Origin of the sequence: Paenarthrobacter sp. UW852 (genome assembly GCF_024608385.1) — a bacterium.
Lineage (GTDB): Bacteria > Actinomycetota > Actinomycetes > Actinomycetales > Micrococcaceae > Arthrobacter.
Genome location: NZ_JAMSGY010000002.1, coordinates 503,191 through 526,362, shown reverse-complemented (window position 1 = coordinate 526,362; position 23,172 = coordinate 503,191). Strand labels below are relative to the sequence as shown.

At 64.6% G+C, this 23,172-nt stretch carries 21 protein-coding genes and 1 tRNA gene; 13 read left to right on the top strand and 9 right to left on the bottom strand.

Going from position 1 to position 23,172, the window contains the following annotated elements; translation table 11 throughout:
• Window positions 1-34: 34 nt before the first annotated feature.
• The 7 genes from NEK97_RS05550 (at window position 35) to NEK97_RS05520 (ending at window position 10,240) form a co-directional block, all read left to right on the top strand.
• Window positions 35-814, top strand: a complete 780-nt coding sequence (locus NEK97_RS05550) for an NlpC/P60 family protein (protein WP_235518951.1) — start codon at window positions 35-37, stop codon at window positions 812-814.
• A gap of 217 nt (window positions 815-1,031) precedes the next feature.
• Entirely contained in the window at window positions 1,032-1,532 is a 501-nt protein-coding gene (locus tag NEK97_RS05545) for an HNH endonuclease (protein ID WP_144662688.1), read from the top strand.
• A 42-nt stretch (window positions 1,533-1,574) separates the two neighbouring features.
• A complete protein-coding gene (locus NEK97_RS05540; protein ID WP_257368909.1) occupies window positions 1,575-2,477 on the top strand; it encodes an NTP transferase domain-containing protein in 903 nt (300 codons plus the stop codon).
• On the top strand, window positions 2,474-3,817 hold the full coding sequence (locus NEK97_RS05535; RefSeq protein ID WP_257368908.1) for a molybdopterin molybdotransferase MoeA: 1,344 nt from the start codon (window positions 2,474-2,476) through the stop codon (window positions 3,815-3,817). Before NEK97_RS05540 ends, NEK97_RS05535 begins: the two co-directional genes overlap by 4 nt.
• A gap of 52 nt (window positions 3,818-3,869) precedes the next feature.
• The gene (locus NEK97_RS05530; RefSeq protein ID WP_257368907.1) at window positions 3,870-6,176 is read left to right on the top strand and encodes an FdhF/YdeP family oxidoreductase; all 2,307 of its coding nucleotides are present in this window, start codon (window positions 3,870-3,872) and stop codon (window positions 6,174-6,176) included.
• Window position 6,177: 1 nt separating this feature from the next.
• Complete coding sequence (fdhD, locus tag NEK97_RS05525; RefSeq protein ID WP_257368906.1) at window positions 6,178-7,044, top strand: formate dehydrogenase accessory sulfurtransferase FdhD; 867 nt, start codon at window positions 6,178-6,180, stop codon at window positions 7,042-7,044.
• 163 nt (window positions 7,045-7,207) lie between these two features.
• Complete coding sequence (locus NEK97_RS05520; protein ID WP_257368905.1) at window positions 7,208-10,240, top strand: glycoside hydrolase family 38 C-terminal domain-containing protein; 3,033 nt, start codon at window positions 7,208-7,210, stop codon at window positions 10,238-10,240.
• Here the strand turns inward: NEK97_RS05520 and NEK97_RS05515 are convergent.
• The 5 genes from NEK97_RS05515 to NEK97_RS05495 all read right to left on the bottom strand — a co-directional run bounded on the left by NEK97_RS05515 (window position 10,237) and on the right by NEK97_RS05495 (window position 14,164).
• Entirely contained in the window at window positions 10,237-11,037 is an 801-nt protein-coding gene (locus NEK97_RS05515) for an amino acid ABC transporter ATP-binding protein (RefSeq protein WP_257368904.1), read from the bottom strand. The two genes, NEK97_RS05520 and NEK97_RS05515, sit on opposite strands and share 4 nt — an antisense overlap.
• Window positions 11,024-11,683: an amino acid ABC transporter permease gene (locus NEK97_RS05510; RefSeq protein ID WP_257368903.1), complete on the bottom strand. Its 660-nt coding sequence runs from the start codon at window positions 11,681-11,683 to the stop codon at window positions 11,024-11,026. Before NEK97_RS05510 ends, NEK97_RS05515 begins: the two co-directional genes overlap by 14 nt.
• Complete coding sequence (locus NEK97_RS05505) at window positions 11,684-12,499, bottom strand: amino acid ABC transporter substrate-binding protein (RefSeq protein ID WP_257368902.1); 816 nt, start codon at window positions 12,497-12,499, stop codon at window positions 11,684-11,686. It abuts the gene before it with no gap.
• A 238-nt stretch (window positions 12,500-12,737) separates the two neighbouring features.
• A complete protein-coding gene (locus NEK97_RS05500; protein ID WP_257368901.1) occupies window positions 12,738-13,445 on the bottom strand; it encodes a hypothetical protein in 708 nt (235 codons plus the stop codon).
• Window positions 13,442-14,164, bottom strand: coding sequence for a hypothetical protein (locus tag NEK97_RS05495; protein ID WP_235518969.1), 723 nt, complete (start codon window positions 14,162-14,164; stop codon window positions 13,442-13,444). The genes NEK97_RS05500 and NEK97_RS05495 overlap by 4 nt, the downstream gene beginning before the upstream one ends.
• 221 nt (window positions 14,165-14,385) lie before the next feature.
• Here NEK97_RS05495 and NEK97_RS05490 point away from each other — a divergent pair, with 221 nt between their 5' ends.
• Window positions 14,386-16,047, top strand: coding sequence for an ABC-F family ATP-binding cassette domain-containing protein (locus NEK97_RS05490; RefSeq protein WP_257368900.1), 1,662 nt, complete (start codon window positions 14,386-14,388; stop codon window positions 16,045-16,047).
• Between the two features lie 2 nt (window positions 16,048-16,049).
• A complete protein-coding gene (locus NEK97_RS05485; protein ID WP_257368899.1) occupies window positions 16,050-17,963 on the top strand; it encodes an ABC transporter ATP-binding protein in 1,914 nt (637 codons plus the stop codon).
• Window positions 17,964-17,995: 32 nt separating this feature from the next.
• On the opposite strand, the gene NEK97_RS05480 is transcribed toward NEK97_RS05485, so the two are convergent.
• The 3 genes from NEK97_RS05480 to NEK97_RS05470 form a co-directional block, all read right to left on the bottom strand.
• Window positions 17,996-18,406, bottom strand: coding sequence for an NUDIX domain-containing protein (locus tag NEK97_RS05480; RefSeq protein ID WP_257368898.1), 411 nt, complete (start codon window positions 18,404-18,406; stop codon window positions 17,996-17,998).
• A complete protein-coding gene (locus NEK97_RS05475; RefSeq protein ID WP_257368897.1) occupies window positions 18,403-18,846 on the bottom strand; it encodes a DUF6314 family protein in 444 nt (147 codons plus the stop codon). Before NEK97_RS05475 ends, NEK97_RS05480 begins: the two co-directional genes overlap by 4 nt.
• Window position 18,847: 1 nt before the next feature.
• Window positions 18,848-18,920: transfer RNA gene (locus NEK97_RS05470), tRNA-Arg, on the bottom strand.
• A 104-nt stretch (window positions 18,921-19,024) separates the two neighbouring features.
• Here NEK97_RS05470 and NEK97_RS05465 point away from each other — a divergent pair.
• Window positions 19,025-19,846: a hypothetical protein gene (locus tag NEK97_RS05465; RefSeq protein ID WP_257368896.1), complete on the top strand. Its 822-nt coding sequence runs from the start codon at window positions 19,025-19,027 to the stop codon at window positions 19,844-19,846.
• 89 nt (window positions 19,847-19,935) lie between these two features.
• On the opposite strand, the gene NEK97_RS05460 is transcribed toward NEK97_RS05465, so the two are convergent.
• Window positions 19,936-20,562, bottom strand: coding sequence for a hypothetical protein (locus tag NEK97_RS05460; RefSeq protein WP_257368895.1), 627 nt, complete (start codon window positions 20,560-20,562; stop codon window positions 19,936-19,938).
• 33 nt (window positions 20,563-20,595) lie between these two features.
• Here NEK97_RS05460 and NEK97_RS05455 point away from each other — a divergent pair, with 33 nt between their 5' ends.
• The 3 genes from NEK97_RS05455 (at window position 20,596) to NEK97_RS05445 (ending at window position 23,113) form a co-directional block, all read left to right on the top strand.
• Window positions 20,596-21,429, top strand: coding sequence for an inositol monophosphatase family protein (locus NEK97_RS05455; protein ID WP_257368894.1), 834 nt, complete (start codon window positions 20,596-20,598; stop codon window positions 21,427-21,429).
• 142 nt (window positions 21,430-21,571) lie between these two features.
• Entirely contained in the window at window positions 21,572-22,888 is a 1,317-nt protein-coding gene (locus NEK97_RS05450) for a choice-of-anchor G family protein (RefSeq protein WP_257368893.1), read from the top strand.
• 42 nt (window positions 22,889-22,930) lie between these two features.
• A complete protein-coding gene (locus NEK97_RS05445; RefSeq protein ID WP_235518994.1) occupies window positions 22,931-23,113 on the top strand; it encodes a hypothetical protein in 183 nt (60 codons plus the stop codon).
• Window positions 23,114-23,172: the final 59 nt, after the last annotated feature.

The following is a 23,172-nucleotide window of genomic DNA, read 5'->3' as shown; positions in this document are numbered from 1 at the left end:
ACCCCACTGCACGCGGATACGAAAAGAGAAAATCATGACCAGTGCAAACAAGGTTGCACGGCATCGCGCTGAGGCCCCCAAGACCAGCTCGCTTGCCATCATCGCCAAGGCTGTCGGCGGCAACGCCGGTACTGTGGGCCGCCAGGCCGCCGTCATCGCAGCGGCTTCCGGTCTGGTCCTGACCAGCGGTGTGGCGGCCAACGCCGCCGAAACCAACGTTGACCGTGAATCCACCGCGACGTCCACCCTCGATGTCCAGGCAGTGGTCCAGTCGACCATCGCTGCGGACTCCACGGTAGCCATCTCCTACGAACGGCCCGTCGTCACCACGGTTGAAGCTCCGGCTCCCGTGGAGAAGAAGGCCCCCGCCAAGGCAGAAGCCAAGGCCACGGAGAGCGCCAACACGGCTGCTTCCACCGGCAACGCGACGCTTGCCGTCAACAGCTCGGCTACGGCTGCCAAGGCTCCGGCAGCTTCCAGCGGCCTCGGTGCAGCTATCGCCGCCGCAGCTTACGCCCAGCTCGGCGTGACCCAGGACTGCACCATGCTGGTGACCAACTCCCTGGCAGCCGTGGGCATTCACTTCCATGACTGGCCGGCCGGGTACCTCTCCTTGGGCCGTACCGTCAGTGCTGCAGAAGCCCAGCCGGGCGACCTCGCCTACTACGCCAACGGCGGTTTGGCCGGACAGGCCCACATCGCTGTCTATGTCGGCAACGGCATGGCTGTGCACGGTGGATGGAACGGATCCACCACGGCATTGTTCAGCGTAAACGTCGGCTCCGGGCCGGTTTTCATCCGCGTCAACGGCTAATATCGCACCTTTTGGAACACCCCGCAGGCTTCGGCCCGCGGGGTGTTCTGCTTTAACCACGCATGAACATTTGCCGACACTGCACGGGAAACGACAGAAAGATTCGTTGATACGGCATATAAGTGCTTACCCTTATCTTGTCGATCCACAGCCCGTACATGCAGAGGGCAGCCGGCCCTCGTGCCCCTGACGGGTGCGGCCGTGAAGAGGTACGTGCATGCGCACACTCGTTCTGAATGCTGGATATGAACCGCTGGCGGTAATAACATTCCGCCGGGCGCTGGTCCTTGTGCTGACTGGGAAAGCGAGCGTAGTGGCCGAAGGCGACGAGCCTGTCGTCGGGCCACAGGAGATTCTCGGACGACCATCCGTGATCCTCCTCAACCGCTACATCCGTCCCAAGTACAACAGGATCACCGCTGTGAGCCGCCGGGGCGTCCTTCGCCGCGACGGTCACCGCTGCGCCTACTGCGGGAAGACAGCGCACACCATAGACCACGTCCACCCCAAATCCAGGGGCGGCGCGGATTCCTGGGAAAACTTGGTTGCGGCGTGCTTGAAATGCAACAACGCCAAGAGCGACCACACGCTGGCTGAGATGGGTTGGAAACTTCGTTTCAAACCCGGCGTGCCCCAGGGAACCATGTGGCAGATCAAGGAACTCGAGAAACCTGCGCCGGACTGGGACCCGTTCCTGTTGCCGGAATCCGCTGCCTGATCGATTTCTGACGACTCCGCCCGCCCCGGGTAATCTGGGCGGATGGAGTTCAACGCCGTCGTCCTGGCGGGTGGCAGGGCCACCCGCCTCGGTGGCGTGCCCAAGCCGTCCTTAACGTACGACGGCGCCACCCTCCTTTCGCATGCCCTGCAGGCATCGGGAGGTGCAGCCGCCGTCGTCGTTGTAGGCCCTGAGGTTCCGGGCAACGACGCGGCCCTGTACGAAGGCATCCTGAGGGCGCGGGAAGAGCCGCCGTTTGCGGGCCCTGCTGCGGCGATCGCTGCCGGGCTGGCGGCGCTGAGGACCCGGGCCCTGCCGTGTCAGTGGACGCTGGTTTTGGCGTGCGACATGCCCCACGCTGCCCGCGGAGTCGATGCCCTCCGGAACGCGCTCAGGAATCATCCGGACGTGGACGGTGCCATGGCGGTGTCTGCGGACGGTCGTAAGCAGCCGCTGCTGGGTGTTTACAGCACGGCGGCCCTGGAACGGAAAGCGGCGGAAGCCGAGGGCAATTCCGGCTTAACGGACTCTTCGGTCTTCCGGCTGCTTGCTAGGCTGAACCTGCTGGATGTCGCCGTCCCCGCCGGTGCCACGGATGATGTGGATACCTGGGATGACGCCACGGCGTTGGGCATTGACTACGACTTGGAGGCCGACGTGAAGAGCCAGGAAGAGACGCTCGAGGAATGGTGCCGCACTTTGCTGCAGGCCTTCGAGCTGGAAGGCGTCGAAGTGGACGTCAATGAGGTCCTCGCTGTCGCCGGAGTAGCTGCGCATTCGGTGGTGCGTCCCGCTGCTCCCTTGACCACGTTCATCGCCGGGTACGCCGCCGGCATGGCCCGCGGGATCGGCCAGGCCAGCGACTATGCCTCCATGAAGGCGGCCTTGGACCTGGCACGCAAGGTGGCCAAGGAGTACGTGGAGACCGGGACAGACGCCGAATGACCGAGGCCCCCAGGGAGGGCCATCACGCGGCACACACGTGGCAGGAGGCCCGCAGCCGGGCATTCGAGGTTGCTGCGCCCATCCCGCCCGGTCCGGTCCCGATCAGTTCCGCCATTGGCCGCACATTGGCCTCGGATGTCCTGGCCGTGCAGGACATGCCCCACTACGCGTCGTCGGCCATGGACGGATGGGCCGTCAACGGCAGTGGTCCGTGGATCCTTAGCGAGCCCGGGCAGCGGCTCGCACCACACCAAGCGAGCCCCATTGTCACTGGTGGCCTGATTCCGCCCGGCGCCAAAGCTGTGTTGCGCAGCGAGAGCGGCGAGATTACGACGGACGACGACGGTCTGCCGATCCTTGCGCTTGGCGGCACAGCGAAACCGGGGGAGCCACGCAACGGCCAACATATCCGTAAAGCCGCCGAAGAAGCCGTGGAGGGGGAGGTCCTGCTCAAAGCGGGGACGGTACTGAACCCGGCGCACATAGCATTGGCGGCGCTGGCCGGACTGGACCATCTGAACGTTCAGGGCAAGCCTTTGGTCCGCTTCCTCCTGACAGGCTCGGAGGTAGTAGTGCAGGGGGTTCCAGGTCCGGGGCAGGTCCGGGACACGTTCGGTCCGCAGTTGGGTTCTGTCGTGGAACTTTTGGGCGGCATCGCCGGTGAGCAGCTCAGGGTTGGTGACAGCTATGAAGAGTGGCTGGCCGCCCTCCAGGATACTGAGCCGCTGCTTGGCGGACCTGACGCGGACGCCGAACCGCCGGCCGACGTCGTTATTACCACCGGGGGCACCGGGCTCTCGGGGACGGACCACTTCCGGAAGGCGGTGGCCGAGCTCGGAGGCGAGCTGCTGATTGATGGCATCGCCATGCGTCCGGGCCATCCCGCGGTGCTGGCCGAGCTTCCCGACGGCCGGTTCGTGCTGGGCCTGCCCGGGAATCCGCTCGCGGCGATGATGGCCTTGTTCACGGTGGGTGGGCCCCTGTTGGCGGCCTTGGGACACGGCAAACTTGAAGACGTCGCCGAGGTGCCCTGCGGCGCGATGATTGACGCGGACCCCGGCCGTACCCGCCTGATGCCCTTCAGGCTGATGTATGGCCTGGCGTCGCCGGCCCAGCATGCGGCTCCCGGGATGATGCGCGGCCTCGCAGCTGCGGATGGGGTCATGGTGGTCCCGCCGCACGGAGTGCAGATGGGGGAATTGGTCCCTGCGTTCGCCCTGCCTTGGGGCAAGCCGCTGCCCGCACCCAAGCCGGCAGATGACAAGCCCCACAAGGCGCCGGGCAGGCAGGCGAAGAAGGCTCCGGCCGGCCCGGTGGACTGGAGTGCCCTGGACGCTTGAGCGGTGCGTTCGCCTTGGACGGACAGTCCGGCCAAGATGCAATGATGGACTCATGAACAGGCATGCTCCCGAACAGGACATCAACGAAGATGACCTGCAGATCCACCCGCCCAAACGAGCCGCAGCAGGCGTCAAAGCCGTCACGGTGGCGCTTGAACGCGGCTATTCGCAAGCGGGGGTCACCCGTACGGTCCGCTCCATGCTGCGGGTCAACCAACACGGCGGGTTTGACTGCCCGGGATGTGCGTGGCCCGAATCGATCACCGGCCGGCGAAGCCCGGCAGAGTTTTGCGAGAACGGCGCCAAGGCAATCGCCGAGGAAAGCACCACCAGGACGGTGGGCGCGCCTTTCTGGGCCGAGCACTCCATCAAGGACCTCGAAGGCAAGACCGAGTACTGGCTGGGGAGCCAGGGCCGGATTTCCGAGCCTGTGGTCATCAGGCCCGGTGACACCCACTATTCGCCCATCAGCTGGACGGACGCTTTCGCTCTCATCGGGGAGCACATCAACGCCACCACGCCGGACAAATGCGTGTTCTACACCTCCGGCCGCACGGCCAACGAGACCGCCTTCATGTACCAGTTGTTCGCTCGAAGCCTCGGCACCAACAACCTCCCGGACTGTTCGAACATGTGCCATGAATCCTCCGGCAGCGCACTGAACCCCACCATCGGAATCGGAAAGGGCACGGTGTCCCTGGAGGACATCCACCATGCGGAGCTGGTGCTGGTGGTCGGCCAGAACCCCGGAACCAACCATCCCCGGATGCTCTCAGCACTGCGGGACTGCAAGAACAACGGTGGAAAAGTCGTTGCCGTGAACCCGCTTCCCGAGGCGGGCCTGTTGAACTTCAAGGACCCGCAGTCCCTTAACGGAGTGATCGGTGGCGGCACCACCATCGCCGATGAGTTCCTGCAGATCAAGGTCGGCGGAGACCTCGCCTTGTTCCAGGCCCTCGGCCACCTGCTCCTGGAGGAGGAGAAGCTCAACCCGGGGACCGTCGTCGACCATTCCTTTATTTCGCAGCAGACCGACGGCTTCGCCGCCTACGCGGAGGCCCGGTCTACGGTGGACTGGGATGAAACAGAGCGCGCCACCGGCCTGGGCCGTGCGGAGATCACCAAGGTGGCGAAAATGATGACTGCCTCCAAGGCCACAATCATTTGCTGGGCGCTGGGATTGACCCAGCAGCCCCACTCGGTGGATACCTTGCGCGAAATCATCAACCTCCTGCTGCTCCAAGGGAACTTCGGCAAGCGGGGAGCGGGAGCCTGCCCGGTCCGCGGCCACTCCAACGTGCAAGGTGACCGCACCATGGGTATTTGGGAGAAGCCCAAGGAGTCGTTCCTGGCGGCATTGGACAAGGAGTTCGGCTTCCGGATGCCGCGCGACCATGGCTACGACTCCGTGGAAACCCAGCACGCCCTCGAGAAGGGTGAGGTGGATGTCTTCGTGTCCATGGGCGGCAACTTCGCCGCGGCGGGTTCGGACACGGCAGCACTGGAAGAAGGCCTGAAACGTGCCGGGCTGACGGTCCACATTTCCACCAAGCCCAACCGGGCCCATGTGGTCCATGGCAAGACATCCCTGATCCTGCCCACGCTGGGCCGGACAGACACCGATGACAAACACCCCAAGGGCAAGCAGTTCCTTTCCGTGGAGGACTCCATGTCGGTCATCCACAAAACGCAGGGACGGCTGGAACCGGTCTCCGAACACCTGCTCAGCGAACCGGTGATCGTAGCCCGTATGGCGCAGGCGACCCTTGGCGGTGACCACGGCGTGGACTGGCGGGCCATGGCTGAGGACTACGACGTGATCCGCGACCATATCTCCCGTGTCATCCCCGGATTCGAAGACTTCAACGCCCGGGTCCGTACCAAGAATGGTTTCGTGTTGCCCAACCCGCCCCGTGATACCCGTACCTTTGCCACGGACATCGGGAAGGGTCGCTTCAGCGTGCGCCCATTGGAGTACCTCGAAGCCCCCGCAGGCCACCTGATCCTGCAGACGGTGCGAAGCCACGATCAGTACAACACCACCTTCTATGGGCTGGATGACCGTTACCGTGGAGTCTCGGAGGGCCGCCGCGTGATTCTCGTCCACTCCGCTGACCTGGAGGAACTTGGCTTCCAGGACCGTGATTTGGTGGACGTCATCTCGACGTTCGCCGGCTCGGAGAGGCGGGCCAACAAGTTCCGGCTGGTGGATTACCCCACAGCGAAGGGCTGCGCTGCCGCCTACTTCCCGGAAGCCAATGCACTGGTACATCGCGAGTTGGTGGCCAGGGAGTCCAACACGCCCGGTTACAAGGCCATGACGGTGCGCTTCGTCCGGCATGAAAGCGAGGTGGCTTAGCGTGGGACGCGTAACCCAGCGCCGCAAGGTGCATAAGTTCGTCCTGGACGGCTCTCCCCAGGCACTGGAGCACCCAGTCCGGTTCAAGGAGGATGTCCTTGCCGTGGAGGAGCCCCTGGAGATCAGGCTTGGCGACATGTCGTTCTCGGTGACCATGCGTACGCCGGGAGACGACTTCGACCTCGTCGCGGGATTCCTGGTGTCCGAGGGCATCATCTGGGAGCCTTCGCAGTTGATCTCCGAGCGGTTCTGCTCGGGGGAGGACGAGAACGGCGTGCAGACCTTCAACGTTGTGGACGCCCAGTTGCGCCCCGACGTGGAACGCCCGGACACCGGACGCAATGTGTACACCTCAAGCTCGTGCGGCATCTGTGGCACGGACTCCATCGAGGCGGTCCGCAAATCCTCGCACCACACGCCGTACGAGGACGACGTCACCGTCCCCGTGAGTGTCCTTGCGGCCCTCCCGGACCGTCTCCGCGAGGCACAGGCGGTTTTCGATAAGACAGGCGGCGTCCATGCCGCCGGGCTGTTCAGGATTCACGACGACGGCACTTCCGAGCTGCTCTGCCTCCGGGAGGATGTGGGGCGCCACAACGCGGTGGACAAGGTGGTGGGCTGGGCTTTGCGCGCCGGAATGCTCCCGTTGCGGGGGACGGTGCTGCAGGTTTCCGGCAGGGCGTCTTTCGAGCTCGTCCAGAAAGCTGCAATGGCGGGCATACCCGTTCTTGCCGCAGTCAGTGCTCCGTCCAGCCTTGCCGTGGAGCTGGCCGTGGAATCGGGCATCACACTGGCGGGATTCAGCCGGGGTTCCAGCCTCAATGTGTACGCTGGTCGGGACAGGATCACGGGAGAACAGGGCTCATAGGGACACCCCGGTGGTGGCCGCGTCACTTGGCTATTGGGCTGGAACAACGTAGATTTTATCCATCGAATGGAACCGCGGGTATCAGGAACAGGCGTTGAAAAACAGCCTGTGGGGAACCTGCCATCACGCCTTGTCCTTAACCCGACGCCCAAAGGGGAATTAATTGCACGACGACCGCCGGATCACCGAACAGCGTCTCGATCGATTTGTTCGGGAACGCATTCTTCCGGCCATTTATTGCAGGGCCTTACCGCTGGAGCTCAGCAGTTGGGATGCTCCCGGTGAGCCGGTGCCAGCCGCTGAGGCCATGCGCCAGCTCTTCACCCCACAGGAGCCGGGCGCTGCATGGGGCAAGGCCTGGAGCACCAAATGGTTGCGCCTGCAGGGCGAGGTGCCCCAGGACTGGGGCATGGCGGATTCCACTGGGGTGGAGATCATCGTGGACCTTGGGTTTAACAGCGACGTCCCCGGTTTCCAGTGCGAAGGTACCGCCTGGCGTGCGGACGGCAGCATCATCAAGGCGATCTCGCCCAGGAACTACCACGTACCCCTGAAACTTCTTGGCGGCGGACACTCCGTGGACTTCTACGTGGAGGCCGCGGCCAACCCTGACGTTGCACAAGGCTGGTCCTTCGCCCCCACACCGCTGGGAGACAAGGCGACCTCCGGTGATGAACCCCGGTACCGCTTTGGCCGGATTGTCATGGCAGAGCTGAATGAAACTGTGTGGGAACTCAACCAGGACATCTGGACCCTCAGTGGCCTGATGCACGAGCTGCCCATCGAATTGCCCCGGCGCAACGAGATCCTGCGGGCGCTGGAACGCATGCTGGACATCATGGACCCCGACGACGTCGCCGGCACGGCAGCCGCTGGCCGTGAAGCGCTCAGGGAGGTCCTGAGCAGGCCGGCGTATGCGTCCGCGCACGAACTCCTGGCCACGGGCCACGCACATATCGACTCGGCGTGGCTGTGGCCGGTCCGGGAGACCATCCGCAAATGTGCCCGGACTTTCTCCAACGTGGTGGCCCTGATGGACGAGGACCCGGACTTCGTCTTCTCCTGTTCCTCCGCCCAGCAAATGGCATGGATGAAGGAGTATTTCCCTGAGCTCTTTGTCCGGATCAGGGAAAAGGTCAAAGCCGGACAGTTCGTTCCCGTGGGCGGCATGTGGGTGGAGTCCGACACGAACATGCCCGGCGGGGAGGCCATGGCCCGCCAGTTCGTGGAGGGCAAGAGTTTCTTCCTGAAAGAGTTTGACGTCGAATGCCAGGAAGCATGGCTGCCCGATTCCTTTGGCTATTCCGGAGCGATCCCCCAAATCGTCAAGGCCGCGGGATCGCGTTGGTTCCTTACCCAGAAGATTTCCTGGAACAAGGTCAACAGGATGCCGCACCACACGTTTTCCTGGGAAGGGATTGACGGGACCCGGCTGTTTACGCACTTCCCTCCCGTTGACACGTACAACGCGGAGCTGCACGGCCGGGAGTTGGCCCACGCCGAGCGCAACTACCGCGACCACGGCCGGGGCACCATGTCGCTGGTGCCGTTCGGCTATGGCGACGGCGGTGGCGGACCAACGCGCGAAATGGTTGCTGCCGCGCACCGCACCGCAGACCTCGAGGGATCGCCAAAGGTCCGCATGGGCACGGCCCGGGACTTCTTCACCAAAGCGGAGGCCGAGTACGCGAACCTTCCGGTGTGGGTGGGGGAGATGTACCTGGAGATGCACCGTGGCACGTACACGAGCCAGGCCAAGACCAAACGGGGTAACCGCCGCAGCGAGCACCTTCTCCGCGAAGCAGAACTGTGGTGCTCCACCGCCGCAGTGCGGCTCGGCGCGGATTACGAGTACCCCTACCAGGAACTCAAGCGCCTCTGGCAGCTGGTCCTGCTGCAGCAGTTCCACGACATCCTGCCCGGCAGCTCCATCGCGTGGGTCCACCAGGATGCCGAACGCAATTACGAGGCCATCGCACGCGACCTCGAAGCAATCATCAGTGCCGCCGCGACGGCCCTGGTGGGACCAGGTGGCAACGAGTACCTGCTCAACGCCGCCCCGCACATGCGTGCCGGAGTGCCCGCTCTAGGCGCCGGCGCAGCGACCACCCCCGGTTCCGCCGTTGACGTCCAGGAGGATGCCGGCGGCTACGTCCTGGACAACGGGGTCATCCGTGCGGTCCTGAACGCTGATGGTCTCCTGAGCTCGCTTGTGGACCACGCCAGCGGCCGTGAGGCGATCGCTCCCGGCCAGGCAGGCAACCTGCTGGAGCTCTTCAGGGATACCCCGAACGAGTGGGATGCCTGGGACATCGAGGAGTTCTATCGTCGGAATGTCACTCCGCTGACCCGTGCGGACAGCTGCGACCTCGAGCGCACCGCAGCGGGCGCCGTCGTGGTGGTCAAACGCAAGGTGAACGCCTCCACCATTACGCAACGCATCACGCTCGACGCCGGCGCGAAGTCCCTGGGCATCGCCACCACCGTGGACTGGCAGGAACGCGAAAAGATGCTGAAGATTGCGTTCCCGCTGGACGTCCGCGCTGACCGCTCGGCCTCCGAAACACAGTTTGGCCACGTCTTCCGGGCCACCCACACCAACACTTCCTGGGAAACCGCAAAGTTCGAAATCTGCGCGCACCGCTGGATCCACGTGGCGGAACCCGGATACGGGGTGGCGGTCAGCAACTCCTCCAGCTACGGCCATGACGTCACCAGGGCGGTCCGCGGGGACGGCGGAACCACGACGACGGTGCGCACCTCGCTGCTGCGCTCCGCCCGTTTCCCGGACCCGGAGGCGGACCGGGGCGAACACACCCTGGAACTGTCCATCAGGCCTGGCGCGGCGATAGCCGACGCCGTGGAAGAGGGCTACCGCACTAACCTGGCACCGCGGTACGTTACCGGCGGGCACGCCGTGGAGCCGCTGGTTTCAGTGACCAATCCTGCGATCGTAGTGGAAGCCGTCAAGCTGGCCGAGGACGGATCGGGCGATGTTGTGGTCCGGCTTTACGAATCCTTGGGGGAGCGCTCAACCGGCAAGGTAGCGCCCGGATTCCAGCCCCAGGGTGTCGCGGCCACGGACCTGTTGGAACGGCCCGTCGATGCCCCCGGGGTTGCTGTGGGGGAAGACTGCGTGGTGGACCTGGTGCTCCGTCCGTTCCAGTTGGTGACGTTGCGCTTCAGCCGGGGCTAGAGATCGTGCTGTAGCCGTTTCACAAAGAGCTTGGTCCGTTCCTGCCGGGGTGCGCGCAGCACCTCGGCAGCAGGGCCCCGTTCCACCACGACGCCGCCATCCATGAAGATGACTTCGTCCGCGACGTGCTGCGCGAAGGCCAGCTCATGGGTGACGATCACCATGGTCCAGCCCTCTTCGGCGAGTTCCTTGATGACGCCCAGAACGTCGCCTACGAGCTCGGGATCGAGGGCGGAGGTGGGTTCGTCGAACAGGAGGAGCTGGGGTTTCAGGGCCAGGGCGCGCACGATGCCGACGCGCTGTTGCTGGCCGCCGGAAAGCTCAAAGGGATAGGCGTCGCGCTTGTCGGCCAGACCCACGCGTTCCAGGAGCCGTTCGGCTTCGGCAATGGCCTCGGCCTTGGGACGCTTCTGGACCTGCACCGGCCCCTCAATGATGTTCTTCAACACGGTCATGTGCGGGAACAGGTTGTAGTGCTGGAAGACCATGGCGCTGCGGTCGCGGAGGGCGGCTACTTCCTTCTTGCCCACCTTGGCCCCAAAATCGATGGCCAGCTCACCTGAGGCATCACCGCGGCCGAAGGTAACGGTGCCGCCGTCGGGAATTTCCAGTCCGTTGAGCGAGCGCAGGACCGTGGTCTTACCCGAGCCCGAGGGCCCGATCAGGGCCACTACCTGGCCACGGCGGATATCGATGTCGATGTCGCGCAGCACCTGGTTGCTGCCAAAGGCCTTGGCGAGGTTCCTGGCCTCCAGTACCGGGGCGACCCGCGGTTCCGGGGTATCAGTGGGCGACATAGCGGTCCAATCTCCTCTCCACGGCGGACTGCGCGGTGGAAAGGACCAGGCAAATGACCCAGTAGACCAGGGCAGCCTGCAGGTACAGGGCCATGAACTCCTGGCTGAAGGCAGCAATCTGCTGGGCATTGCGGAACAGTTCGGTGACCAGGATCAAGGATGCGAGGGACGTGTCCTTGACCAGGGAGATGAAGGTGTTGGACAACGGTGGGACGGATACCCGGGCCGCTTGCGGCAGGATGATGCGCAGCAGGGTCTGCGGCCGGGACATGCCGATGGTGTGGCCGGCTTCCCACTGGCCTTTGGGCACGGACAGGATGGCGGCACGGATGATCTCAGCCGCGTAGCCGCCAACGTTAAGGGAGAAGGCGATGATCGCGCTCGGCCAGGGGTCCAGCTTCACACCGATGCTGGGCAGCCCGTAGAAGATCACGAAGAGCTGCACCAGCAACGGAGTGCCGCGAATGACTGAAACGTAGAAACGGCCGATCCCCGAAAGGACCACGTTGGGGCTCAGCCGCAGCAGGGCAACCAGCAGCGCCAGCACCAGGCCAAATGCGAAGGACGCAAGCGTGAGGGGAATGGTCCCCGTCACGGCCCCAGTAATCAGGGGGCCGAAGGAGCTCCAGATGAGGTCCCAGTTCATCTATTTGGTGACGTCCGCGCCGAAGTACTTGGTGGAGATCTTCGCCAGCGTTCCGTCGGACTGGAGATCGGCGAGGGCTTTACTGACGGCCTTGCTGAGTTCCGTGGATCCCTTGCGGAAAACGAACGCACTCTCGGTCTTGTCCGGTGCCTCAGCTGCAACCTTCAAGCCCGAGTCGGGGGTGGTCTTCGCATAGTCGAGGTAGGTGAGCTTGTCGTTGACGGTGGCATCGACGCGTCCTTGCTGGACCAGGGTGGCGGACTGGGCCCACCCCTCCACAGCCTGGACGTTCGCGCCGGCTTCGACAGCCATCTTGTAGAAGTTGCTGGTCAGCGACTGGGCAGTGGTTTTGCCCTTGAGGTCGGCGAAGCTGTTGATGCTGTTGTTATCGGACTTGGTGACCACAACGCCCGTGGAGACGGTGTAGGGCGTGGAGAACTCGTACTTGGCTTTGCGTTCGTCATTGATGGAGATCTGGTTCGCGATGGTGTCGAAACGCTTGGCTTCCAGGCCCGCGAAGATGCCATCGAACTGGGTCTCCTGGAAAGTTGCCTTCACGCCTAGCTTGTCTGCCACTGCCCGTGCAATCTCGACGTCGTACCCTGTCAGGTCGCCGGCGCCCTCAGCATGGAAGGTGAAGGGGCGGTAGGTTCCTTCGGTGGCAATGACCAGTTCGCCTTTGGACTTCACATCGGAAAGGGACGTATCCGCGCCGGACTGGGCAGGAGTGGAGCCGCCGCCGCAGGCAGCAAGCGCAAGGGCGGCCGAGGCCAGGGTGGCAGCGAGGACTGAGCGTCGGGTGCGAAGGCTGTTCATGGAGCCATCTTAGTCACGGTGTGTGCGCCGCATTTGCTCCTGCCCGGCGAGGAAACAATTTTGCCGTTAAAAAGGCTGAGTGGGGGCGGTCCCCAACAGCCCGCCACCACTCATCCCCCCAATTGTGATCCGGTGGGCGCCACATCCACCGGAAACCCGTTCTCTGATTCCGGTGTCAGGCTGCAGCCGCTTTCACACATTCATGATTGTGCCATGATCTAATGCTTTTGTGAAAGTCTTACGCCAAGAGTCGTCGCTTTCGACGGGCGTAGGCCTTGGAAAACCAGATTCCGGCCAATCCGATGCACGTGGACATGGCAGCTGAGTAGTTGATGAGCACCCGCAGCCAGGCCTCTGAAAAAGGGATCAACGGGAAGAACTGGGAGAGCAGCAGCAAGCAAAGGCCCAGGAGCAGGAACCCCGAAGCCACGCGCAGCAGCACGGGAGCCGTGCTGGCCACGGTCCGCCAGATCGCAGGAACCAGGCAGGCGGCAACAAACCCGGGATACAGCCGGCCCATGGCCGCATAGCCGTCCAGGGAGGGCCCCCAGGTGAGGCCGCTCATTCCGGCCGAGGAACCCCTCGTGTCCGTGATGGCGAAGAAGTAGATGGTCAAGGCACCCACCAGTATGGCCGCAGTGATGCCGATGGGTCCGCGGATTGCACGTACGGCCGATTCTGATCCGAACGCCATGGCGATCTTGACGCCCATGAAGTAGAACGTGGCATACAGGAGGAACCGCAGCACCAGGTTGCCGATGTTCATCCCGCCAAGCCAGCCATCAATGACCAGATACGGCGCTTCGATGCTGATGAAAATGCTCAGGGTGATCAGCGAGAAGATGTAGAAGACATCCCGGTTCTCGCCGCGCAGGGCGCTGGGGATTCGTGCGAGGGTAATCGCGAGGCAAACAACCAGCGTGACCCAGGGCAGGACAGCCGTCATCCGAGGTTCTCCCAAATTCTTTCAGTACGTTCGTGGTCTTGTTCTTGTCGGCGCAGTGTCTTACCGAGTGCCAGCAGCCGGTCGCCGGCCAGGGTCACCAGTGAACTCTGGGTCATGGCGTCCAAGGCTTTCCGCCGGGCATCCGGTGGCCACCCGGCCTCCGCTTCGGTGATGAGTCCGCCGGCCACCAGTCCTCCCGCGGGCCCCACCCCGGCAGCGCGGGAGGTTGCGACAGCGAGTTCGGGCGGAAGCCTGTTGGCTGTCAGGTGCGCCGAAAAATTCTGGGGAGCGATCCCGGTGGCGACACTGACGCGGTGCCGCAACTCGCCGTCGTCGATCGCGTCCACCCAGTTCCGCACGGACGTGGGGTGCGGTGGCTCCGAAAGGTGCGGGGCGGGGGCGGAACCTGGTTCGCTTCGCTCCACCACGGCCCGCAACAAGTCGATGGTGGCCACCTGGCTCACCAGTTCGCAGGGCGTCGGTGGGACGGGGTCGCCACGAAGATCGGAGTAGAGGTCGAAAGTCGAGAGCGCCTGTACCGGGTTGATATGGAAACCGCGACTGATGCTGACCAAGGTGGATTCGGCCACCTTGCCGCGAACCAGCTGCTGGGCAAGGGTGGTCCTCTTGATGCCGGCGATCCTGCAGACGTCAGCCGTGCTGGCATCGGGCGCAACGCCGTGAAGCCAGCGCTGGAACGCCTTGGACTGTAATGGCATGTGGAACTTTCAGGAATGTGTCGCAGGGGCGGCCCGGTTTCGCTCGGCGGGAAACCGGAAGTGGGAGTACGAATCGATTTTACGCTGACGCCACATTGAATTATGCTTGATGATTGAACCCGTTGGTCCGTACACCCCCCAAGTCCGGACCAACGGGTTTTTCCATGCCTGCGGGAATCGCAGCCTGATTCCCTGCGTTTCCTTGCTGGAGGATAGACACAATGACTGCAACCTTGGTAGCCAAGGATCTTGCCGGTGGTCACGGCCACCGCACACTTTTTTCGAAGCTTTCCCTCACCGTGGCGCCAGGCGACGTCGTTGGTGTGGTGGGCGCGAACGGCGCGGGTAAATCGACGCTGCTGCGCATCCTGGCCGGGGTCGACCAGCCGCAGGAGGGGACCGTCAGCCTCGCGCCGTCGGACGCTTTCGTGGGCTGGCTGCCGCAGGAACATGAACGTACGGAAGGCGAAACCATCGCCGCGTACATTGCCCGCAGGACAGGCTGCGCCAAGGCCACAACCGAGATGGAATCCACCGCCGAAGCGCTCGGATCCGGTGCTCCCGGGGCCGACGACGCCTACTCCCTTGCGTTCGACCGGTGGATGGCATCCGGTGCCGCTGACCTTGAAGACCGCATCCCGGCAGTCCTGGCCGACCTCGGCCTGGAACTGGGCACCGACGCGCTCATGACGGGGCTCTCCGGCGGGCAGGCGGCCCGCGTGGCATTGGCCGCGCTGTTGCTCAGCCGTTTCGATGTGGTCTTGCTGGACGAACCCACCAACGACCTCGACCTGGACGGACTGGCCCGGCTTGAGTCGTTTGTCCAAGGCCTGCGCGGCGGCGTGGTGCTGGTCTCGCACGACCGCGAGTTCCTGGCCCGGTGCGTCACCGCCGTCGTGGAACTGGACCTGGCACAGAACTCCGTTGCCGTCTACGACGGCGGGTACGAGTCTTTCCTTGAAGAACGCGCCATCGCCAAACGCCATGCCCGCGAACGTTACGAGGACTACGCAAACACCAAGGCGGACCTCGTTTCCCGTGCCCGCACCCAGCGTGAATGGAGCTCCCAGGGCGTCCGGAACGCCATGAAGAAGAACCCGGACAACGACAAGATCCGTCGTGCCGCCAGCACCGAATCCTCCGAGAAGCAGGCCCAGAAAGTCCGCCAGATGGAGTCCCGGATCGCCCGCCTCACCGAGGTGGAAGAGCCCCGCAAGGAGTGGCAGCTGCAGTTCAGCATCGGCCAGGCGCCCCGCTCAAGTGCCGTCGTCGCCACCCTGCGCAACGTCGTCGCGCGCCAAGGCGACTTCACGCTCGGGCCGGTGAGCCTCCAGCTCAACGGCGGTGAGCGGATCGGCATCACCGGCCCCAACGGTGCCGGTAAGTCCACTCTGCTCCGGCTGCTGCTGGGGACACAGGAACCGGACGATGGCGATGCCTCCATGGGTGCCTCGGTGGCTGTCGGCGAGATTGACCAGGCCCGCGGACTGCTCGACGGCGGCAGCAACCTTGGGGACGCGGTTGAAGCTGTGCTGGTGGACTGGAATGCTGCGGACGTCCGCACGCTCCTGGCCAAGTTCGGCCTGAAGGCTGACCACACGTCCCGGACAGTGGATTCGTTGTCACCGGGGGAGCGGACCCGTGCCGCGCTCGCATTGCTGCAGGCCCGCGGAGTAAACCTGCTGGTGCTGGACGAGCCCACCAACCATTTAGACCTTCCTGCGATCGAGCAGCTTGAAGAGGCACTGGAAAACTACGAAGGGGCGCTCCTGCTGGTCACCCACGACCGCCGCTTGCTCGAAAACGTACGGCTCGATTCGCGTTGGCACGTGGACAATGGCCACGTGCAGGAGCTCCATCACACCCCAAGCCAGGAGAAGTAACCATGAGCATGGACCGCGTGGCCTGGAGCTCGCTGTACAACATCACCACTGCCAAGTCCGGCTCCAAGCCGTTCTCGAAGGAAACACTGAAGCGGGTGATGGCTTTTGCCGCCCCGCATAAGGGCAAGCTCATTGCCTTCGTCATCGCTTCGATCGCCGGAGCGTTCCTGGCTGTCGCTACCCCGGTCCTTGCCGGCCAGGTGGTTGACGCGATCATTGCCAACGCCGGGGTGGGAACCGTCATCTGGTTGGCTATCCTGATTGCGATCGTGGCCGTTGGCGAAGCAGGCGTAGGTCTGCTGACGCGCTGGTTGTCGTCGATCATTGGCGAGGGCGTCATCGTGGACCTGCGCACCCGGGTCTTTGACCACGTGCAGCGGATGCCCATCGCATTCTTCACCCGGACCCGGACGGGTGCGCTGGTGAGCCGCCTGAACAACGACGTCATCGGGGCCCAGTCTGCCTTTGCGGGCACCTTGTCCGGCGTGGTCAGCAACGTGGTGGCGTTGGCCCTGACATTGGCGGTCATGCTCAACACCTCCTGGCTGGTCACTGTGCTGGCCATGGTGCTGCTGCCGATCTTCCTGATTCCCGCACGCCGGATGGGCTCCAGGCTGGCGGATCTCCGCCGTGAAGCTGCCGCCCACAACGCCGCCATGGGAACCCAGATGACGGAGAGGTTCTCCGCGCCCGGAGCCACTTTGGTGAAGCTCTTTGGCCGCCCGGATGAAGAGTCCCATGAGTTCGCCGCACGTGCCGGACGCGTCCGGGACATCGGTATCCGCACCGCGATGCTGCAGTTCACGTTCGTCACAGCTCTGACGTTGGTCTCGGCGTTGGCCCTGGCCTTGGTCTATGGCCTGGGCGGCTGGCTGGCGTTGGGAGGCCAGTTGGCTCCAGGCGATGTTGTGGTCCTGGCGCTCCTGCTGACCCGGCTGTACGCTCCGCTGACGGCCTTGTCCAATGCTCGCGTGGAAATCATGAGTGCTTTGGTTAGCTTTGAACGCGTCTTCGAAATCCTGGACCTGAAGCCCCTTATCACCGAGAAGCCGGACGCGGTTTCCGTGCCGGCTGGTCCGGTTGCGGTGGAGTTCGACAACGTCCGCTTCTCCTACCCGTCCGCAGATAAAGTCTCCCTGGCCTCGCTCGAAGAGGTTTCCACGTTGGACACCCGCGGTGGCGAGGAAGTCCTGCACGGTGTCAGTTTCCGTGTCGAGCCCGGCCAGACGGTGGCGTTGGTGGGTTCCTCAGGCGCAGGCAAGTCCACGGTGGCACAGTTGTTGTCCCGGTTGTACGACGTCGATTCCGGTGCTGTCCGGCTTGGCGGCCAGGCTCCCGGGACAGGCGTGGACGTCCGTGACATCCGCTTCGATTCACTGCGTGACACGCTGGGCATGGTCACCCAGGACGGTCACCTGTTCCACGAAACCATTGCATCCAACCTTCGCCTTGCCCGTCCCGACGCCACCGAGGACGACATGTGGGATGTGCTCAGGCGGGCCCGCCTGGAACCGATGATCCGATCACTGCCCGACGGCTTGGAAACAGTGGTAGGGGAGCGGGGGTACCGGCTCTCCGGCGGCGAACGGCAGCGGCTCACGATTGCCCGGCTGCTCATCAAGCAGCCGCGCGTCGTCATCCTCGATGAGGCAACGGCTGCGCTGGACTCCACCAACGAAGCCGCCGTGCAGGCGGCCTTGGGCGAGGCGCTCGAGGGGCGTACCGCCGTCGTTATTGCGCACCGTCTGTCCACCATCCGGGCAGCCGACGCCATCTTGGTGGTGGAGGACGGCAGGATCGTGGAGCGTGGCACGCATGCCGAGTTGCTGGCCGCCGATGGCCGCTACGCCGAGCTGTACCAAACCCAGTTCGCCGAAGCCACGGCGGTTGCCCAGGAAGCCGTCCCGGAGTTGTAACGCCTCCCGCGCCTTGCTTAGCTGCGACCTGCTTAGCTGCGACCTGCTTGGGCTGCGGCAAGGGCGGGGAGCACGTGGTCGGTCAGAAGCGGCGCAAGGTCCCCGGGCAGCGGCGCATGGAGGTCCAGCCAGCGGATCTCGGCGATCTCCGCCGAAGGGTGTGCCAACCAGGTTCCGGGGGCCGTGAACACGGTGGCTTCAATGGTGGTTTCAGCCTCGTTGGCGGCCGCAGCGAGCCAGACACCCACGGGTTTGAGCTCCTCGGGCGGCACGTCGATCCCGACTTCCTCCAACAGCTCGCGGGAAGCAGCCTGCGCCGCGGTTTCGCCGGCTTCGGGCTTGCCGCCGGGGTGCATGAACTTGTCTGTTCCGCGCTTCCGGACGGTAAGGAGGTGCCCGGCTTCGTTGTAGACGCAGACGGCGCTGACAATGATCAGGTTCATTTTTGCCTCTTCAAATGCGATTCGAGCAGCAGATCCTTCGCAGGACCACGGACATCCCAGGCGAAACTGAACGAATCCGGCCCCTCGTAGCTGTAACTGACGCGGTAGTCGTCGGGATCGCACCAGTGCTCGTCCTCATGGCCCTGCTCGGAGAAGCTCATGGTGTGGAAGGGCCTGCCGTCCGGGAAAAAGACATCCATCCGCTCGGGCGAGGTGCCAGGCTTCAGGAGGTATTCGCGGAATGCCGCGCCCGAATGGGTGGGCCAATGCATGGTTCCGTCTTCACGGTAGTCCAGGCCGCCGTCGGGGTTCTCCGTGTAACGCACGACGCCGGTAAAGGTACCGCGGGTGCCGGAAGCCCGGTCCAGGAGGGTCCGCTCCACGTGCCAGCTGCCGGCCAGGTAGGCCTGCAGGTCCGGGGTGGGCTGCTGGTGGTTCAAGTGCCCTCGATTGGAATCGAACCAACGACACCGGCTTTAGGAGAGCCGTGCTCTATCCACTGAGCTACGAGGGCCTGCGTCCATGGCATGAAACCCATTGCTGGAGCTCAGGGCCCGGACACGACTACAAGCATACAAGCTGCCGGGGCCGTGCCTGAACACGGCTAGGCTGGCGACCATGAAAGGGCACCTGACCACGGCGGCTCCCGCCGGATCGTTCCTACCCGATGTGCGAAGCGTCCGCGCGACCATTGGAGGCTGGGCGCAGCTGAGCGTCGTCCAGTACTTCGTGGCGGAGGCCGCGGTGATCCAGGCCTGGGCTGGTCCGGAGCCCTACAGCCGGGCAACCGGGTACATCAGCGACCTCGGGGCGGTGTCCTGCGGTGTCTACGAGGACAGGGCGGTGTGCTCGCCGTTGCATCTGCTGATGAACGCATCCTTTGTGGTGCAAGGCCTGGGGCTGGTCCTTGGTGCACTGTTCCTGACTGCCGGGCTCCTGTACGTCGCTGCGCGTCCGGGAATGCCTGCCCGCCGATTCCGGGACGCACCGAACACCCCGGCTCCCGTCCGCGTGCTGACTGTACCGTGGCTGTTGTCGGTCGCGGTCAGGGTCCTGACAGGGGTGGCCGGAGTGGGAACGGTGGTTGTCGGCCTGGTACCCGAGGACCTGGGTTCTCCGTGGCATTTTGCGGGGGCACTGATGTTCTTCATCGGCGGCGGGTTCACCCTGATCCTGCTTGCCGTCCTGTGGTTCCGGCAGACTCCGGTGAGTTGGTTCCTCGGCGCCTGCGGGCTGGTCTGCCTGGGGGCGCTCATTGCTGGGGGGATCACCCGTATGCATGTGCCCCAGCCCGGAACCCTGGAGCGGCTGATGGGCTATCCCGTCACGATTGGGTTGGCGGCGGCGGGCCTGGTGATCGCCCAGCGCGTGAGGCGGCACCGAAGGGAGCTCAAGGCGCGAGGTGTGCTGGGCGCCGGGCCTCGCACCCTTTCGCGCTGATCGCACCCGTCATCCCTGGTGCGCGTGGCGGGTAGTGGTGCGCCGCCGGCGAACAGGTGGTGCGCTGGGCGGGCAGGAGCGCGGAAAAATCAGGCGGGCTTGGCGTTCTTTCGCCCGAGGAACACCGCAGCCACGCCGCAGACGAGGCTCACCAGGAAAAGCACCCACGACGCGACCGTCACTGCGGAAGCCAAAGCCACCGCACCGGCGTCGGGCGTTTCGGCGGCAAGCATGGAATCGATGGCCACGTTCGACCACAGGTGGGCCACCGCGAACAGCAGCGGAGCGGCCCACATGGCCCAGCGCCAGGACTTGCGGGCCACGTTGGTGCCGATCAGCAACAGCCAACTGAAGCCGAAAATCAGCGGGAACAGCGTGCCGGCGGTCTTGTGGACATAGTTCAACTGGCCCCGCGCGGAGTCGTCCATCGCGGCGCGAAGCTGCGACACGTAGTCCTGCGAGAACCCGCCGATCAGCGAATCCGGCATGGCAAGGCCACCGGAGAGCTGCGTCATCTGGTTCAGGGTCAGCAGGTGCAGGTACCAGAACAGGAACAGGCTGGCCACGACGCCTGCGATCACAATGAGCTTGGAGTTGCTCTGGGCCTTCTGCGGGGTGCGCTGGGTGGTGGTGTTGATCACTGGCGGCAATGAGTGGTCCGGGACCGCCGCCTTTGCTCCGTGCTTCCTGATGCGCTGCGCTGGTGTCTTGGCCATGTCATTCATTATCCCGCCACATAAGCTGGACCCATGACCACCGGCAGGCACACCGCAACTGAACTCGATCCCGCACTCGACGATTACCAACTGGCCAGCGCCCTGGTCCGCGAAGCAGGCCAACTGGCGCTGCTCATGCGGATGGGCGGCCTGCAGGGTGAACGGAAGACGTCGGTGTCCGACGTCGTCACCGCAGCAGACCACGCGGCCGAGGCCTACGTCCTGGAACAGCTGCGGCGCTGCCGCCCGGATGACGGCATCCTCGGCGAGGAAGGCGCATCAGTGGCCGGCACCAGCGGCCGCACCTGGGTGATCGACCCCGTGGACGGAACGTACAACTTCCTGCACGGCTCCACATACTGGTGCTCGGCCATTGCGTTGAAGCGCGACTCGGGGGACACCACCGTGGATCCCGAGGTTCTCTTGGGTGCCATCTTCCAGCCGGAACTGGACAAGCTCTGGGTGGGTGGCCAGGAACACCCGGCAACCCTGAACGGGGAGCCGATTTCCGGTTCCGGGGACCGACTTGTCGGCGAGATCTGCGCGGCAACCTACATCCACCCCACCTGGCTGGCAGACCCCCGCACGGCCATGCCGTGGCACGCCGCCGCCATCACCGCCGCGTCCCTGCGCATGTTCGGTTCCGGTTCCTGCGACCTCGGCCGGGTCGCGGATGGCGAACTCGGATGCTGGTTCCAGCACAGTTGCCCGGAATGGGACTGGCTCCCCGGCAAGGCGATCGTCCGTGCGGCCGGCGGGGACACCGCCGTCGTGACAGTCAACGGAATGAACTGGTTCGTCGCGGGAGGCCCGACGGCGGTCCGCGACTTAAGCGCGGCCCTCACCTCAGTTCCCCAGTTTGCCTAGGAGCCCTATAGGGCGTTAACCCCTTCGGGTACCCCTGCGAACCGCCACCGTTTGCCCTTGTTACTTTGCACCGGGGGCGACTGCCCCCACGGTCTCAGCTGCAGAACAGCCCTGTCCTGCAGCGTTCGCAAGGGGGAAGTACTTGAACAGCAAGAGCAAGCTGTGGCCCACAGCCGTCGGCGTTACTGCCGTCTCGGCTTTGGCCATCGGCCTCGTCGCCGCACCCGCGGCAAATGCAGCACCCACTGACGTGATTTCGCTCGGCAGTGGACAGATCATCGATGGTTCCGTCCTGGCCATCCCGAACTTCGCCAACCTCGCCGCCAACGGCGCCGCAACCGCCCAGCAGGTAGGCACACCGCCTACCGGCCCGGCGGTCATCGAAGCCACCGACCCGCTGGACCTCAGCGCCGTCTTCGGCGTCGTCAACGTCGGTGCGGGCAACATTCCGCTGCTGCAGAACAACGGCATCATCCAGGTTGGTGCGGTCAGCCAGTACGGCAAGGCCGTCAACGATGGCTCCTCGGAAGCTTTTTCCGGCACCGTCAGTGGTGCTCCGGGACTGGTCACGCTTCCTGCGGGCCTCCCGACCTCCGGTGACCCGGCCATCCCGGCAGCCCGAATCACAGCCGGAACTGCCGCCATCCTCGGTGGCACCAACCTGGTGGACCTCACCATGGACATCTCCACCCTTGCCGCAGCAGCCAAGAAGGACCAGGGCGCTTCACCGCAGGGCGCCTACGCCGTCGCGGGCGTTTCGGCCAACGTTGGCGGCACGCTGGTGGGGGGCGTCTCCACAGCACTCACTCCGTTGCTGAACACCGCCAACGTGGCCTTGTCCGCTGTTGGCCTGCCCATCACCAACCCACTCGCCAGCGGCGTCATCCAGATCACCGAGGCTGACCTGCTGGCCGCGGCGGGTGTCGCAGACCTGAACTCGCTGCCGGCCGGTACCGATCTGGTCTCCTTCCTGCCCGCGGCAGTGTCCACCAAGATCCAGAGCATCCTGGCAACCACCTTGTCCAGCACCCGCGCGGCTGTTCAGGCACTGCCCGACACTCTTCCGCCCCTCGGATTGCCGAACGTCGCCAAGACTACTGCCTTGCTGGCAGTCACCACCCTGGAAACGGCAGTCAACGGGTTGGTAGGTGGCCTGAGCACCAGCCTGGTTACTCCGTTGGGCAACGCGTTGACGGCTTTGGTTTCGGCCAAGGTCAACATCCAGGAAACAGCACCCTCGGGTGCCTTCACCCAGCGCGCCTTGCAGGTTGGAATTGCCGGTGGCTCCATCGCCACTGTCAACCTCGCCAGCGCCACAGTTGGTCCGAACCTGGACGCAGCGGCCATCCCGCTGGTCAACACCGACACCATGGCCATCAGCGGTGGAGTGGCACTCCTGGCACTGCTCACCTGGCTGTTCGTTCGCTCGCGCCGCCAGACTGCGGTAGCTGCTGCCTGATCGCTGTGAGCGCATCAAGCACCAGCGAAAGGAGAACGCCTTATGTACGGCCATAACTGGACTGCAGGCGGCACGGCAGCCGGGGGCACCGCCCTCGCTGCTACCGGCGCCCCAACCCTCGGCTGGGTCATCCTGGTGGGTGTCGCACTGCTGATTACCGGCTTCGTGGTCCTGCGTAACAGCAGGCTCAAGGCTGCGAAGCGGGATACGGGCCCCAACCCGTAGCACTACCGGCGGGACGGCTCCTGCAAGGGCCGTCCCGCCACCCTGTCCTCCCATCCTGG